Raw genomic sequence first — 14,865 nt, forward strand, 5'->3', positions numbered from 1 at the left:
TCGGTGATCCGGCGGCCGCCATTGCCGGTCGTGCCGGCACGCGCCGCGTGCATCGCCATCGGCTCATCGGCAAAGGATATCGACGCGCAGGTGGCCGCGACAGGTGTCTTGTCGGGGGTGGCGTCATGGCCAGCGCTTGAGGCAACCGTTTTCGTCGCCGAGCACTCCGACACGGAACGCCGCAACGCGAGCGAACACCGATGGCGCCGATTCGCCGTTGACGTTGCCGGCGACGCGGCCGTTGGTCAGCAGGCCGGACACGGCTTCGTCGACGTCACCGCCGCTCAGCGCGATCGTCGCTCCGTTCGACACGGTCACGGGCTTGGACAGCTTCGCCGTCGCGACACCGGTCAGGCACGCGGTTCGCAGCCCCGCGTTGATGTTGTCGAGAGCCAATCCGCCGTGCTGCTTCTCCACGGCCAGCATGAAGCGCGACACCAACACCGAAAACGCCGTGTAGTCACCGAACAGCGGCCCCATCATGTCCAGGGGAGAGCCGCGGGCCAGGCTGGTGCCCATCAGGACGAGCCGCGGCATGTCGACCGAGATGGTGTTGCTCGACGGGCAGTACCAGGCCGGCGGGCTCGGGCGGGCGTCGGGACAGGGCTGCTGGTCGAACGCAAGTCGAGGGGGCGTCGCCAGCGCAAACGTCTTGTTCATCGCCTCTATCACCGCGGTCGCCAGCTCGTTGGTGATCGGCGTTTCGCCGGTGTTGCCGTGTTCGAGCAATTCCTTCGGGAGGTTGCTGCGGCGCTGAGTGATCTCCGTTTCGTCGATACCAGCGCACGTCGAAACGCCGCCGTCGAATCCGAATTGGAAGGCCGTGACACGTTCGAACGCCGAGCCGTGCACCAATTTTTGCTCGTGCGGGTCGCCTGCGGTCAGCAGTGGATCGCGGATGCCGATCATGACCATCAGCAGCTTCGCCAGGCCGTCTCCGGTACTCAGCGTGAAGCGGGGGGATTTGCCGTCGGCCACCCAGCGCATGTACACGCCGGCGAAACAGTCGGCCTGCTGTTCGGCCACGGTCGCGGTGGCGGCATTTTTGACGTCGACCAGCGCGGCCATGTGCTGGATGGCGTGACCGTACTCGTGCGCGAGCACCACCACGGGGCCCATGTCGCCGCCCGTGTCGCGCTCCTGGGGCATCAACACGCCTCGATCCCAACCGATCGTGTTATCCGACGGCGTGCACACCGCCGGTGGGCTTGGCCGGTCATCGGGGCAGTTTTGGTCTCGTCCTTCGGAGTCGCCGCACCACATGGCGTTGACGGTCCCGTTCGTCGGCCCCCCGCAGAAGGAGCCGTTCTTGTACCGCGAGTCCCACGAAAACACGGCGTTGACGGGCACGAATTTGCCCTTCAGCGGCGAGCCGTATGCCCCCGCCCAGAATTGCTCGATGTCCGAGACCGCCATGGCGGCCAAGTTGTCGATCTCGCCGCCGTCACCGTCTTGAATCGGTCGTGTCGGTCCGGGAGCCCCTGGCCGTAGGCCGGACGTTCCGTTCGCTACGGGTGCGCCCGCGACCTGCGACGGGTTGGGGACCTCCGGAATGGGTGGTTGGAACTCGGGCGGTTTCGGGGGTGGTGGATGCGAACAGCCGGCAATCAACACGATCACCGATGCCGCGGCGACCACGGCATCCATCAATCGCTGTCTCCCAGGGCTTTCGGCTGGCATCGCTCTCACCCGGCCGGTGCCAGCGTGACCAGAATGGTGTCGGCGCGAGACAAGTGTTGTTCCGCGGTTGCCAGAAACGACACAAAATCGGTGAGTTTCGGGACGCTATGGATCAAGACGGACTCAATGCAGGATTGCGCGGCGCTCTCGAAGTTGTCGATCGCCTGCTGGACCTCGACGGTCAGTTTGGGGTCCGGGGTGGGCATGCCGTTCCGCAACCGTTCGTTGCTATCGCGGAGCTGCCTGCAACTCGCGAGCAGCTTATCGGCGTCGATCGTGCTGGGGGCTTCTATGACGGCGAACGCGGCGTTCTCCGCCTTGTGGATGTCGCCAATGGGGGCGGCGACGCGGGAAAGCCAATCCGCAACGGCAACTTGGGCACTGGCGATCGGTACCGAGCCGGCTACCGTCATGGCGACTGCGGCAACGACGCCAAAGCCGACCGCGGCGAGATTCCGCCGCTGCGGGGGTATCGACCCGCTCCTCAGGAAAGTCACCGTCACCGGACTCCCGCGTCTCCCCATGCGGGCCGCCGCCCGCATGCGCCGAAAATCACCTGAGAGGTTAGCTGTCCGCCGTGCCGGCGCGGGATGCTTTCACAATTTCGATCAGGACGGTCCGGTTGAGTACGGGTAGACGTACACGCGCCTGTCGTTGCCGCCCGGCGACACGAACAGCCGATGCCCGGACCGGTCGACCGCCAGCCACTGGGCATCGCTGGGCGACCATCCCGGAACGTGACCCAGCGACGTGAACGTCTTGAGCCCACTCGCCCGACCCGGTAGCTCGTACACATCAGCGGAATTGAAGAACAGCGCGAACAGGCGCCCGTCCCCGTCGGGCACCATGTCCTGAGCCGACCCCGGCCCGGTGAACTGCGCGACCGATGCGCCGTTGGCCCCGTCGTACACCGAAATCTTGGCCGGCGCGACCACCGGTGGGCCCCCCGCCGAGACGTATACCGTGTTGGTCTTGGGTTCGAAGCCCAGGTCGTTGGCTTCGCTGGGCCCGCTGACCGGCGTCCGCCACGTCTCGTTGAGGCTCTGGTCGGCGCGCGCCACGTGGCGCGGGTCGGTGTACACCACTCCCCCGCGGACGGGGTCGGCAGCGATGAACTGAATCAGCCTGTTCTCGGTCTTGACGAGGGGTGCGACGTCATGCTCGCGCACCAGTTTTCCGGCCGAGTCGAACTGAACAAGGCATTGCCCGGTCGACGAGAGGCCGCCGCCGTACACGAGCCCCGCCGCCTCGTCGACCGCGAGCACCTCCGCCGTGCAGGACCGGTGCGGGGTTGTCGAGATCAGCGTGTCCGTATCGGTGTTGAACACCCGCACATCGCCCGAATCCAGTAGGGCGTAACCACGCTTGAGCGTGTTGTTGATCGCGATGTGGTGGACGTCTCGCTGGGAGATGGAGTTGTCCAGCAGCACCGGTTTGGCAGCGGGCGAGGATGTCGAGGCCACGAAAATCGTGCCCCAGCTCGGAAACGTTTGGAACACATACAACTTCGCCGACCCCGAGCTGTACGCCAATTCGGTGGGATGAAACGGCAACTCGATGAAGGTGACACCTTGGTCTTTCGCCGGCGCCGAGGACGGGGGCGATTGCGACTGCGATTGCGATTGCGGCGCCGGGGCGTGCGAACAGCCGGCGGCGGTCATGACGAGCAAGGTCACCAACGCCGAACCCGATCGGCGCAGCCGACCGAAGCCCGCACCGACCGTCACACCGGCAAAGCTGGCACGCATAAACGGCGATCATCGCACCCGCCGCGCGCGCCGATCAACGGTTTGCCGACAATCGGCCCTCAGCCCAGCCGGGCCATCCAGCCGTGCGTGTCGGCGAAGGTGCCGCGCTGGATCCCGGTCAGCGTGTCGCGCAGGGCCATCGTCACCTCGCCCGGTTCCCCGTCGGCGATGGTGAACTCGGTGTCGCCGTGGCGCACCCGCGACACCGGGGTGATGACGGCGGCGGTGCCGCAGGCGAACACCTCAGTGATCTCCCCGGCGGCGGCCTTCTTCTGCCACTCGTCGATGTCGATCCTGCGCTCCTCGACTGAGAACCCGGCGTCAATGGCCAACTGCAGCAACGAGTCCCGGGTGATGCCGGGCAGCAGCGAGCCGGACAGTTCCGGTGTGACCAGCCGCGCCGAGCCGCCGCTGCCGAACACGAAGAACAGGTTCATCCCGCCCATTTCTTCGATGAAGCGGCGCTCGACCGCGTCCAGCCAGACCACTTGGTCGCAGTCGTTTGCGGCGGCCTCCGCCTGGGCCAGCAGCGAGGCGGCGTAGTTCCCGCCGAACTTGGCCGCCCCCGTGCCGCCGGGGCTGGCGCGCACGTATTCCGTCGACACCCACACGGTGACGGGGCTGATGCCGCCCTTGAAGTAGGCGCCGGCCGGCGAGGCGATCAGCAGGTAGCGGTACTGCTTGGCTGGCCGCACGCCCAGCCCCGGCTCGGTCGCGAAGATGAACGGCCGCAGGTACAGCGCCTCCTCGCCGCCGCTTGGCGGCACCCACGCCTTGTCGACAGCGACGAGCTGGCAAAGGGATTCGACGAACAGGCTCTCGGGCAGCTCGGGGATCGCCAGCCGCCGCGCCGACGAACGCATCCTGGCCGCGTTGGCCTCCGCGCGAAACGACACGATCGAGTTGTCCGCCCAGCGGTACGCCTTGAGGCCCTCGAACACCTCCTGCGCGTAGTGCAGCACGATCGCCGACGGGTCCAGCTCGATCGGGCCGTACGGGATGACCCGCGCGTTGTGCCAGCCCCGGCCCTCGTCGTAGTCGATCGACACCATGTGGTCGGTGAAGTATCTGCCGAAGCCCGGGTCCGCCAGGATCGATTCGCGTAGCGCCTCGGTCGCCGGATTGGACGCGCGTAGAACCGTGAACTCGAGCGAGCCGCTGGTCATGGGGCCGATTCTATATCCGTGGGGCAACGAGTTTTTCTCACGTGAAGCCCTGTCGCCTAACGCGTTTTCACGGCGACGAAGGGCGGCCGCACGACCTCGCACTCGACCGCGCGGCCGCGGACGTCGACGGTGATGTGCCGGCCGTCGTCGACGCCGGCGTCGGTGTCGATCAACGCCAGCCCGATGCCGGCCTGCAGCGTCGGCGAAAACGTCCCGGAGGTGGTGACGCCGACGGGGGCGTCCCCGGCCAGGACGGTCAGCCCGGGGCGGAGCACCCCCCGGCCTACCATCCGCAGCCCGCGCAGCAGCCGCCGCGGTCCGGCTTCCTTCTCGGCCAGCAGCGCGTCGCGGCCGAAGAACGCGTCCTTCTTCCAGCCGACCGCCCAGCCGCAGCGGGCCTGCAGCGGCGAAATGTCGAGCGAAAGTTCGTGCCCGTGCAGCGGATAGCCCATCTCGGTGCGCAGCGTGTCGCGGGCGCCCAGGCCGGCCGGGGATCCCCCGGCGGCCCGCACCGCCGCGATCAGCCCGTCGAACACCACACCCGCGGAATCCCACGGTGGCAGCAACTCGTAGCCGTGCTCGCCGGTGTACCCGGTGCGACAGACGCGCACCGGCACGCCCGAATAGGTGGCGTCGGCGTAGCCCATGTAATCCATTTCGGCCGGCAGGCTCAGCTCGGAAAGCACGTCCGCCGATCGCGGGCCCTGCACGGCCAGCACCGCATAGGAGCGATGCTCGTTGGTGATGGTCAGACCGGCCGGGGCCGCGGCCCGCAGCGCCTCGACCACCGCGGCGGTGTTGGCGGCGTTGGGCACCAGGAAGATCTCGTCGTCGCTGACGTAGTAGGCGATCAGGTCGTCGATGACGCCGCCGGATTCGGTGCAGCACAGCGTGTATTGCGCCTGGCCCGGGCCGATGCGGCGCAGGTCGTTGGTGAGCGCGGAGTTGACGAATTCCGCCGCGCCCGGCCCGCGCACCAGCGCCTTTCCGAGGTGGCTGACGTCGAAGAGGCCGACCGCGTTGCGGGTGGCGTTGTGTTCGCTGACCGTGCCGGCGTAGGACACCGGCATCGACCACCCGCTGAACTCGGCGAAATTGGCGCCCAGGTCGCGATGGCGGTCGTCCAGCGGTCCGTGCTGCAGCTCGGTCACGACGCCTTACCCTAATCGGCTCCGCTGCTGGCACACTTGGGCAGGTGTCGGGTCCGCTCGATTTCGAGCAGCTGGAGGCCGCGGGTATCGCGAACCCGCGCGAGCGGGCCGACCTGATCAAGTACCTGGGCGGGCTCGGCTTCACCGTCGGCGACATGGCGGAGGCCGAACGCCGCGGGCGGCTGTTCGGGCTGGCCGGCGACGTCCTGGCCTGGACGGGCCGCCCGATCCATACGCTGCAATCCGCCGCCGACCAACTCGGCCTGACCGCCGAGGACGTGGCGCACGCGTGGGCTTCGCTCGGCCTGACCGTCGCCGGTCCCGACGTCCCCGCCCTGAGCCAGGCCGACGTCGACGCCCTGTCGACCTGGGTGGGACTCAAGGCGGTGGTGGGTGAGGACGGGGCGCTCGGCATGCTGCGGGCGCTCGGCGCCGCCATGGCCCGGCTGGCGGAGGCGGAGTCGTCGGTGATCCGCGCCGGCACTCCGGACATCCAGATGAACTACACCCACGACGAGCTGGCGACGGCGCAGGCGTACCGCTCGGTCGCCGAGTTCGTGCCCCGCATCGGGGCCCTGATCGACGTCGTCCACCGCCATCACCTGACCAGCGCGCGCGCCCACTTCGAGGGCGTGCTGCGCGACACAACGGCGAACGTGGTGTGCGGCATCGGTTTCGCGGACCTGTCCAGCTTCACCGCGTTGACACAGGCGCTGACGCCCGCGCAACTGTCGGACCTGCTCACCGAGTTCGGGGCCACCGTCGCTGATCTGGTGCACGCCGACGGCGGCCGGGTGGTGAAGTTCATCGGCGACGCCGTGATGTGGGTGTCCTCGTCGCCCGAGCGGCTCGCGCGGGCGGCGGTCGATCTCGTCGACCACCCGCGGGCGCGCGAGACGGGCCTGGGCGTGCGCGCCGGCCTGGCGTACGGCGCGGTGCTGGCCATCAACGGCGACTACTTCGGCATCCCGGTGAACCTGGCCGCCCGCCTGGTGGCTGCGGCGGCGCCCGGGCAGATCCTCGCCGCGGCCGAGCTGTACGACGAGTTGCCCGACTGGCCGGCGGTCCCCCTCGGACCGTTGACGCTCAAGGGTTTTGACCGCCCGGTGGCCGCCTTCGAACTGCACGGCCGGGGCACTGCCCAGGAAACCCCCGGCGTCGGTGATTAGGGTGGTTGGCCGTGACCACCACAGAACCTGGCTACCAAGCACCCACCGTCACCGTCGCCACCTCGCTGCCCAAGCGCAACGTGGGTGCCGCCGTATTGGTGGTGCCCGTCGTCTCGACCGGCGACGAGGACAAGCCGGGCGCGGTCGTCTCGGCGGCCGGGCCGTTCCTGTCGGCCGACGCCGTCGCCGAAATCGAGGCCGGCCTGCGGGCGCTCGAGGCCACCGGCGGCAGCGAGCAGGTGCACCGGCTGGTGGTGGCGTCGCTGCCCGTGGCCAGCGTGCTGACCGTCGGGTTGGGCAAGCCCCGCCCCGAATGGCCGGCCGACGTGATCCGCCGCGCCGCGGGCGTGGCGGCGCGCTCACTGGGCGGGGCCGAGGCGGTGCTCACCACGCTGACCCAGTTGCCCGGCGACGACGTGTGCTCGGCCGCCGTGGAGGGGTTGATCCTGGGCAGCTATCGGTTCACCGAGTTCCGCAGCGACAAGACCGCACCGAAGGACAAGGGGCTGCGCAAGGTCACCGTGTTGTCCACCGCCACGGACGCCGGCAAGGACAGCGCGCACGGGGCCGCCGTCGCGACCGCGGTCGCCACCGCCCGGGATCTGGTCAACACCCCGCCGAGCCACCTGTTCCCCGCCGAATTCGCCAAGCGCGCAAAGGCTTTGGGCGAATCCGTCGGCCTCGAGGTGGAGCTGCTCGACGACAAGGCGCTGCAGAAGGCCGGATACGGCGGGGTGATCGGTGTCGGGCAGGGCTCGTCGCGCCCGCCGCGGCTGGTGCGCCTGATCCATAAGGGGTCGAAGCTCGCCAAGAAACCCAAGCAGGCCAAAAAGGTGGCGCTGGTGGGCAAGGGCGTCACGTTCGACACCGGCGGCATCTCGATCAAGCCGGCTGCGTCGATGCACTACATGACCTCGGACATGGGCGGTGCGGCCGCGGTCATCGCGACCGTCGCGCTGGCCGCGCAGCGGCAGTTGCCGATCGACGTGATCGCCACGGTGCCGATGGCCGAGAACATGCCGTCGGCGACGGCGCAGCGCCCCGGCGACGTGCTGACCCAGTACGGCGGAACCACCGTCGAGGTGCAAAACACCGACGCCGAGGGCCGGCTCATCCTGGCCGACGCCATCGTGCGCGCGTGTGAGGACAACCCGGACTACCTGATCGAGACGTCCACGTTGACCGGCGCGCAGACGGTGGCGCTCGGCGCCCGCATCCCGGGCGTGATGGGCAGCGACGAGTTCCGCGACCGGGTGGCCGCGATTTCGCAGCGGGTGGGCGAGAACGGCTGGCCGATGCCGCTGCCCGACGAACTCAAGGACGACCTGAAGTCCACGGTGGCCGACCTGTCCAACATCAGCGGGCAGCGCTTCGCCGGCATGCTGGTGGCGGGGGTGTTCCTGCGCGAGTTCGTCGCCGACGGCGTGGGCTGGGCGCACATCGACGTGGCCGGCCCGGCCTACAACACCGGCAGCCCCTGGGGGTACACGCCCAAGGGCGGCACCGGCGTGCCGACCCGCACCATGTTCGCCGTGCTGGAGGACATCGCCGAGAACGGCTAGTTCGTCGACCCCGGCACCGCCGAGCGTCACGCTGGCGTGACCCTGACCGCCGAGCGTCACGCCAGCGTGACGCTCACGGCAGTCGGACCCTAATTCGTCAGCAACGAGACGACGGCCCGCCTCAGCTGGCGGCGCGGCCAGCCCGTCACGCCCCCGGCGGCCAGCGCGGCGTTCGCCGCGTTGCGCCCGCAGGCGCCGTGCACGGAGCCGCCCGGGGTGGCCGACGCGCTGCCCAGATACAGGCCCTCGACCGGGGTTTCGGCGCGCCCCATCCCCGGCGCGGGACGAAAGATCAGCATCTGCTGCAGCTGCGCGGTGCCGCCGTTCAGGGCGCCCAGATGCAGGTTGGCGTCGCTGGCCTCCAGGTCCGACGGGCGTTGCACGAAGCGGTCGATCACCGCGGCACCGAAGCCGGGGGCGTGCTCCTCGATGACCTGATCCATTGATGTGGCCAGCCGCTCGGCCGCGGCGTCGTCGGGCATGTTGCGCGGCAAATGCGAATAGGCCCAGACGCTTTCGGTACCCGCCGGCGATCGGCTCGGATCCGCGGTGGTGGTCTGCCCCAGCAGCATGAAGGGACGCTCGGGCACCACCCGGGTATTGAGGTCGGCCATCCAGCGCACCAGCCCGTCGCCGTCGGCCCCGAGATGGACGGTGCCCACGCCCCGCAAGCCCTTCGCCCGCCACGGAATGGGGCCGTCGAGCGCGTAGTTGACCTTCACCACCGGCGGATCCCAGGCGTAGTGCTCGAGCTCGCGGCGCAGCCCGGCCGGCACCGCGTCCGCGGGCAGCATGTCGCAAAACAGCCGCGGCGCGGTCACGTCGGCCACGACCGCCCGGCGGGCCCGAACCGTCCGCCCTCCGGCGGTGGTCACTCCCACCGCCCGCCCGCCGCGCACCTGGATGCGGGAAACGTTCTGGTTGCACTCGATTCGCGCGCCGGCCGAGCCGGCCCGCCTCACCAGCGCCGCCGTCAGCTGGCCCGAACCGCCGACGGGCACCGGCCAGCCGCCGTCCTGGGCGAGCATCGTCATCAGGAAACCCATCGCACCGCTGACCGGTGCGTCGGGTGGGACGTCTGCGTGCATCGCGTTGCCCAACAACAGGACCCGCGGTGCGTCGCCGTCGAACAGGTGACCCGCCATGGTGTTGGCCGGCTCGATCAGCAGGCGGGCGAGCCGCACCGCGTCGGCGGTGCCCAATTTCAGCAGCAGCCGCAGCATCGGGCGTACCGGCGGGAAGGGCGCCAGCATCCCGTCCAGCAGTGGCGATTTGATTTTCTGCCACAACTGCACGGCACGCCACCAGTTGTCGCCGTCCGTGGGCTCCCGCCGGGCCAATTCCGTTGCGGTGCGGGCGGGGTCGGGGTAAATGATGGGCGGGTCGTCGTCGGTCCCGCTGCGCGGATGGCCCACGACCGCGGGCGCGCGGGACCAGCGCAGGCCGTGGTCTTCGAGCCGCAACGCCGCCATCGCGGGCGAGGCCACCGTCATGGGGTAAAACGAGCTGAACAGGTCGGTGATGTAGCCCGGCGTGAGTTCGGCGCTGCGCACCGCGCCGCCCGGCTCGGGCTGGGCCTCGAGCACCAGCACGTCCCAGCCGGCATCGGCCAGCATCGACGCCGCCACCAGCCCGTGGTGCCCGGCGCCGATGACGACCGCATCGGCCGTCTCGTCGGCCATGCGTTATTTGACCTCGCTGGGCTCGAGGCGTTTGGCAAGCGCCGCCAGCCGCCACAGGCATTCCCGGTTGCGCGGATAGACGGCGGCCAGCACCAGTCGGTCCGGGATCAGCCTCAGCGGCCCCGAGGCCGGCGTCTCGATCATCTCGATGCGGCAGCCGTCGGGAATGTCTATGAGCCGCAACGTTATTCGCGCGGACCCCAGTGCACCCAGACCAGCGCGCAGCACGAGTTCCTCACCCGGCGTGCAGCTTTCGACCACCGTCTGGTCGCTGATCACCAGGGGCCACACCCCGACCGAGTGCTTGATCGCGGAACCGGGCTGCGGCCAATGCGGGTCCACCGCGCGGGTGCGGCTGTTGCCCACCACCCACTGCGCATACGTCCACCCGTCGGTCATCGCATCCCATAGCTGCTGGCGCGACGCCCGCACTTCGCGGGTGGTCGCCATCTGTCGAGTCGCCGTCATCGCCCATGGATACCCCGGCCGGCGCGAACCATGCGCCGGATCGATCCACCCCCGACACCGGCGGATCGGTTTAGGCGCGGCGGCCAGTGGTTACTACGCCGTTACGACACTCGCGTTCGACAGGAGGCTAATAGTGACTGTGCGACGGATCATCATCGCAGTGGGCGCCGTGCTTTTGCTGGCCGGATTCATCGGGTTGCTGGTCCCGGTGTCCGTGTCGGACGGCAATGGCAATTCCGTCTCCTGCGGGAACGGGATCGCCGCGGACATGTCCAGCGCCCGGAATGCCAACGACAAGAACGGCGCCAACATCCCCATCCTGAACCAGGTCCTCCCGCACACCGACTACGTGGCTCAGTGCCAGTCGTCGGTGAACACCCGGCGGAGCTGGACGATCCCGTTGGCCGTCGTCGGGGCCCTCGCGATCGGCGGTGCGCTGCTGGTGCGGCGACCGGCCGGGTCCAAAACGGTCTAGATCACCCGCACCCGCGCGGCGTTACGCAACGCCTGCGGCGCCACGCGGGAAAGGCCATAGACCGCATAGGCTTCCGGCGCGACCGGCCGGATCGGTTTTTTCTTTTCGACCGACGACAGGATCGCCTTGGCGACCTTTTCCGGCCCGTAGTGGCGCAGCGCGAAGAGCCGGCCGATCTGGCCCCGCCGGCCGTCGACGCCGTCGTCCTTACCGACCGGGACGCTGAAGCGGGTGGTGCTGATGATGTTGGTGTTGATGACGCCGGGGCAGATCGTCGTCACCCCGACCCCGGCCGCGTCGAGTTCGGCGCGCAGGCAGTCGGAGAACATGAAGTTCGCGGCCTTCGAGGTGCAGTAGGCGATCAACGACTGCTGCGGGGCGTAGGCGGCCATCGACGCCACGTTGACGAGGTAGCCGCCCGTGCCGCGCTCGACCAGGCGCCGGCCGAACGAGCGGCAGCCGTTGACCACGCCGCCCAGGTTGATCTCGAGCACCCGGTCGAACTCCTCGACCGGGGTGTCCAGGAAACAGCCCGCCTGCCCGATGCCGGCGTTGTTGACGACGATGTCGGGAACGCCGTGCTCGGCGCTGACCCGCTCGGCGAACGCCTCGACCGCGCCGGCGTCGGACACGTCGAGGACATAGGCGTGCGCCACGCCGCCGCGCGCGGCGATCTCGGCGGCGGTCTCCTTGACGGTGGCCTCGTCGATGTCGCTGACCACCAGCTCGGCGCCCGCACGGGCGAACGCGAACGCGGTCTCGCGCCCGATGCCGCTGCCCGCGCCGGTGACCGCCACCAGGGTGTCGCCGAAGCGGCCGCGGGGGCGCCCGACCTGCGCGCGCAGCATCGCGCGGCTCGGCTCTTTGCCGTCGGCCAGGTCGGCGAAGTCGTGCACCGCGGCCGCCATCACCTGCGGGTGCGACATCGGCGAGAAGTGGCCCGCCCTGATGTCGCGGCGCCACAGCCGCGGCACCCAGCGCGCCGTGTCGTCGAACCCGTAGGGCCGGACGTACTTGTCCCGCGTGTTGACGATGAGCTGCACCGGCACGTCGATGATGCGCAACTCCCGCTTCCGGGCGAATGACCGAAAGTAGTTGGCGGGATAGGTTTTTACCGAACGTGCGGCGTCGCCGGCCAGCTTGGGCGAGTGATGGATCTTGTCCTCGGGAATGTTGTCGACGGCGTTGCGCCGCAGGGCGGGAACCGACAGCGCCAGCCGCAGGCACAGCGGCGCCAGCACCGGGATCGAGAAGAACAGCATGTAGGTCAGCCGCAGCGCCTGGCTGATGGCCCGCGCAAACCTGCGCGGGCGCCAGGGTCGCCGCAGTCCGCCGAAGATGTACTCGACCAGCTGGTCCTGGCTGGGGCCGGACACCGAGGTGAACGAGGCGACCCGGTCGGCGGCGCCCGGGCGTTTCAGGTACTCCCAGATGCCGACCGATCCCCAGTCGTGGGCCAGGACGTGCACCGGACCGCCGGGGCCGAGCTCGCCGATCACCGCGGCGAAGTCGTCGGCGAACCGGGCCATCGTGTAGGCGGACACCGGCTTGGGCGCCGCCGACATGCCGACGCCACGGTTGTCGTAACGGATCACCCGGAACCGCTCGGCCAGCAGCGGCACCACACCGTCCCACAGCACGTGGGAGTCGGGGAAGCCGTGCACCAGCACGACGGTCGGGCCCTCCCGGTTGCCCTCCTCGTAGACGGCGATCCGTGCGCCGTCCGCGCTGTCGACGAACCGCTGAGGCACCTGTTGTATTGCCGGCACCGGACCTCCCCGCTGTGACTACGTCGCCACACCGTAGCAAGGGTGTTCGGGGCGCCCGGGCAACCGCGCGGCCTCCGCCCTGGATGTGTGCCGAGGCAGGCGCAATGACAGGATAGTTTTGATAGCGACTTCGGTCCTTCCAAGCGAGATGCACGACCAGCCCCGACCCACGAGCGATCGAGGAGTCAGAAACGATGGCCTTCTCCGTCCAGATGCCGGCACTCGGTGAGAGCGTCACCGAGGGGACGGTCACGCGCTGGCTCAAGCAGGAAGGCGACACGGTCGAACTCGACGAGCCGCTCGTTGAGGTGTCGACGGACAAGGTCGACACCGAGATTCCCTCGCCGGCCGCGGGCGTGCTGACCAAGATCGTCGCCCAAGAGGACGACACCGTCGAGGTCGGTGGCGAACTGGCCGTCATCGGCGACGCCGGCGAGCAGCCCCAGGCTCAGCCCGCGGCGCCCAGCCAACCGGAACCGGAGCCCGAGCCCGAACCGGAGCCGCAGCCCCAGGCCGAGGCCCAACCCCAGCGCCAGCCCGAGCCCGAGCCCGCCGCGCCGGCCCCGCCGGCCCAGGGCGGCGCGTCCGGCGACTCCAAGCCGGTGCTGATGCCCGAGCTCGGCGAGTCGGTGGCCGAGGGCACCGTGACCCGCTGGCTGAAGAAGGTCGGTGATTCTGTTCAGGTCGACGAGCCGCTGGTGGAGGTGTCCACCGACAAGGTGGACACCGAAATCCCCTCCCCGGTGGCCGGCGTGCTGGTCAGCATCACCGCCGAGGAGGACGCGACCGTGCCGGTGGGCGGCGAGCTGGCGCGGATCGGCTCGAGCGCCGACGCACCCGCCGCGAGCGCCCCGTCCGCCCCGCCGGCCCCGCCCGCGCCCAAGCCGGAGCCGAAGCCCGAACCCAAGCCCGAGCCTGCGGCCACACCGGCGCCCGCGCCCGCCCCCGCGGCCCAGCCCGAACCGGCGCCGAAACCGCAGCCGGCACCGGCGCCCGCGGCGGAATCCGGCGGCCCGAGTAGCGACGGGTCGCCGTACGTGACCCCGCTGGTGCGAAAGTTGGCCAACGAGAACAACATCGACCTGTCCGAGGTCACGGGCACCGGGGTGGGCGGTCGCATCCGCAAGCAGGACGTGCTTGCCGCCGCGGAGAAGAAGAAGGCGCCCCCGCCGGCTCCGGCACCCGCCGCCGCGCCGGCCGCGCAGCCCGCGAAGGCGGCTCCGGCCGCCGCGGCCACCCCGGCGCCCGCGCTGGCGCACCTGCGCGGCACCACGCAGAAGGCCAGCCGCATCCGGCAGATCACCGCGGCCAAAACCCGGGAATCGCTGCAGGCCACGGCCCAGCTGACCCAGACCCACGAGGTCGACATGACCAAGATCGTGGGGCTGCGCGCCAAGGCCAAGTCCGCGTTCGCCGAGCGTGAGGGCGTGAACCTGACGTTCCTGCCGTTCATCGCCCGGGCCGTGATCGACGCCCTCAAGATCCACCCGAACATCAACGCCAGCTACAACGAGGACACCAAGGAGATCACCTACTACGACGCCGAACACCTCGGCTTCGCCGTCGACACCGAGCAGGGGCTGCTCTCCCCCGTCGTCCACAACGCCGGCGACCTGTCGCTGGCGGGGCTGGCCCGGGCGATCGCCGACATCGCCGAGCGCGCCCGCTCGGGCAACCTGAAGCCGGACGAGCTGTCGGGGGGCACGTTCACGATCACCAACATCGGCAGCCAGGGGGCCCTGTTCGACACCCCGATCCTGGTTCCGCCGCAGGCCGCCATGCTGGGCACCGGCGCGATCGTCAAGCGGCCGCGGGTGATCGTCGACGAGTTCGGCAACGAGTCGATCGGTGTCCGCTCCGTGTGCTACCTCCCGCTGACCTACGACCATCGGCTGATCGACGGGGCCGATGCCGGGCGTTTCCTCACCACGATCAAGCACCGGCTCGAAGAGGGCGCGTTCGAGGCCGATCTGGGTCTTTAGGAGGCTTGGGGAA

The 14,865-nt window shown here is 69.8% G+C and carries 12 protein-coding genes; 4 read left to right on the forward strand and 8 right to left on the reverse strand.

The genetic code is table 11. From position 1 onward, the window contains the following. Window positions 1–123 precede the first annotated feature (123 nt). The 5 genes from A5673_RS00005 to gcvT form a co-directional block, all read right to left on the reverse strand. Window positions 124–1,416 (reverse strand): neutral zinc metallopeptidase, encoded by a 1,293-nt coding sequence (locus tag A5673_RS00005; protein WP_369806444.1) that lies wholly within the window; start codon window positions 1,414–1,416, stop codon window positions 124–126. A gap of 269 nt (window positions 1,417–1,685) precedes the next feature. Then, complete coding sequence (locus A5673_RS00010; protein ID WP_156747733.1) at window positions 1,686–2,183, reverse strand: hypothetical protein; 498 nt, start codon at window positions 2,181–2,183, stop codon at window positions 1,686–1,688. A gap of 105 nt (window positions 2,184–2,288) precedes the next feature. Beyond that, the gene (locus A5673_RS00015; protein ID WP_068226460.1) at window positions 2,289–3,428 is read right to left on the reverse strand and encodes a YncE family protein; all 1,140 of its coding nucleotides are present in this window, start codon (window positions 3,426–3,428) and stop codon (window positions 2,289–2,291) included. A gap of 59 nt (window positions 3,429–3,487) precedes the next feature. Further along, window positions 3,488–4,594 (reverse strand): branched-chain amino acid aminotransferase, encoded by a 1,107-nt coding sequence (locus tag A5673_RS00020; protein WP_068226461.1) that lies wholly within the window; start codon window positions 4,592–4,594, stop codon window positions 3,488–3,490. Between the two features lie 56 nt (window positions 4,595–4,650). Beyond that, window positions 4,651–5,745 (reverse strand): glycine cleavage system aminomethyltransferase GcvT, encoded by a 1,095-nt coding sequence (gcvT, locus tag A5673_RS00025; protein WP_068226462.1) that lies wholly within the window; start codon window positions 5,743–5,745, stop codon window positions 4,651–4,653. Between the two features lie 44 nt (window positions 5,746–5,789). Here gcvT and A5673_RS00030 point away from each other — a divergent pair, with 44 nt between their 5' ends. Both A5673_RS00030 and A5673_RS00035 read left to right on the forward strand, forming a co-directional pair. Continuing rightward, the gene (locus A5673_RS00030; protein ID WP_068226463.1) at window positions 5,790–6,914 is read left to right on the forward strand and encodes an adenylate/guanylate cyclase domain-containing protein; all 1,125 of its coding nucleotides are present in this window, start codon (window positions 5,790–5,792) and stop codon (window positions 6,912–6,914) included. An 11-nt stretch (window positions 6,915–6,925) separates the two neighbouring features. Then, the gene (locus A5673_RS00035) at window positions 6,926–8,476 is read left to right on the forward strand and encodes a leucyl aminopeptidase (RefSeq protein WP_068226464.1); all 1,551 of its coding nucleotides are present in this window, start codon (window positions 6,926–6,928) and stop codon (window positions 8,474–8,476) included. A gap of 89 nt (window positions 8,477–8,565) precedes the next feature. Here the strand turns inward: A5673_RS00035 and A5673_RS00040 are convergent, their stop codons facing one another. Both A5673_RS00040 and A5673_RS00045 read right to left on the reverse strand, forming a co-directional pair. Then, a complete protein-coding gene (locus tag A5673_RS00040; RefSeq protein WP_068226465.1) occupies window positions 8,566–10,158 on the reverse strand; it encodes an NAD(P)/FAD-dependent oxidoreductase in 1,593 nt (530 codons plus the stop codon). 3 nt (window positions 10,159–10,161) lie between these two features. Beyond that, a complete protein-coding gene (locus tag A5673_RS00045) occupies window positions 10,162–10,626 on the reverse strand; it encodes an SRPBCC family protein (RefSeq protein ID WP_231970753.1) in 465 nt (154 codons plus the stop codon). A 133-nt stretch (window positions 10,627–10,759) separates the two neighbouring features. Between A5673_RS00045 and A5673_RS00050 the strand changes: the two genes are divergently transcribed. Then, the gene (locus A5673_RS00050; protein ID WP_068226467.1) at window positions 10,760–11,101 is read left to right on the forward strand and encodes an aminopeptidase; all 342 of its coding nucleotides are present in this window, start codon (window positions 10,760–10,762) and stop codon (window positions 11,099–11,101) included. Here A5673_RS00050 and A5673_RS00055 read toward each other — a convergent pair. Beyond that, window positions 11,098–12,870, reverse strand: a complete 1,773-nt coding sequence (locus A5673_RS00055) for an SDR family oxidoreductase (protein WP_068226468.1) — start codon at window positions 12,868–12,870, stop codon at window positions 11,098–11,100. The two genes, A5673_RS00050 and A5673_RS00055, sit on opposite strands and share 4 nt — an antisense overlap. 194 nt (window positions 12,871–13,064) lie before the next feature. Here A5673_RS00055 and sucB point away from each other — a divergent pair, with 194 nt between their 5' ends. Then, a complete protein-coding gene (gene sucB, locus A5673_RS00060) occupies window positions 13,065–14,852 on the forward strand; it encodes a 2-oxoglutarate dehydrogenase, E2 component, dihydrolipoamide succinyltransferase (protein ID WP_068226469.1) in 1,788 nt (595 codons plus the stop codon). The last annotated feature ends 13 nt before the right edge of the window (window positions 14,853–14,865 follow it).

This window comes from Mycobacterium sp. E3198, from assembly GCF_001667015.1.
Taxonomy (GTDB): domain Bacteria; phylum Actinomycetota; class Actinomycetes; order Mycobacteriales; family Mycobacteriaceae; genus Mycobacterium.

Excerpts from the sequence above, each read along its gene's own strand:
- A5673_RS00005 (WP_369806444.1), bottom strand. The coding sequence starts at position 1,416 with ATGGCGGTCTCGGACATCGAGCAATTCTGGGCGGGGGCATACGGCTCG.
- A5673_RS00015 (WP_068226460.1), bottom strand. The coding sequence starts at position 3,428 with ATGCGTGCCAGCTTTGCCGGTGTGACGGTCGGTGCGGGCTTCGGTCGG.
- A5673_RS00020 (WP_068226461.1), bottom strand. The coding sequence starts at position 4,594 with ATGACCAGCGGCTCGCTCGAGTTCACGGTTCTACGCGCGTCCAATCCG.
- A5673_RS00040 (WP_068226465.1), bottom strand. The coding sequence starts at position 10,158 with ATGGCCGACGAGACGGCCGATGCGGTCGTCATCGGCGCCGGGCACCAC.
- A5673_RS00045 (WP_231970753.1), bottom strand. The coding sequence starts at position 10,626 with ATGACGGCGACTCGACAGATGGCGACCACCCGCGAAGTGCGGGCGTCG.
- sucB (WP_068226469.1), top strand. The coding sequence starts at position 13,065 with ATGGCCTTCTCCGTCCAGATGCCGGCACTCGGTGAGAGCGTCACCGAG.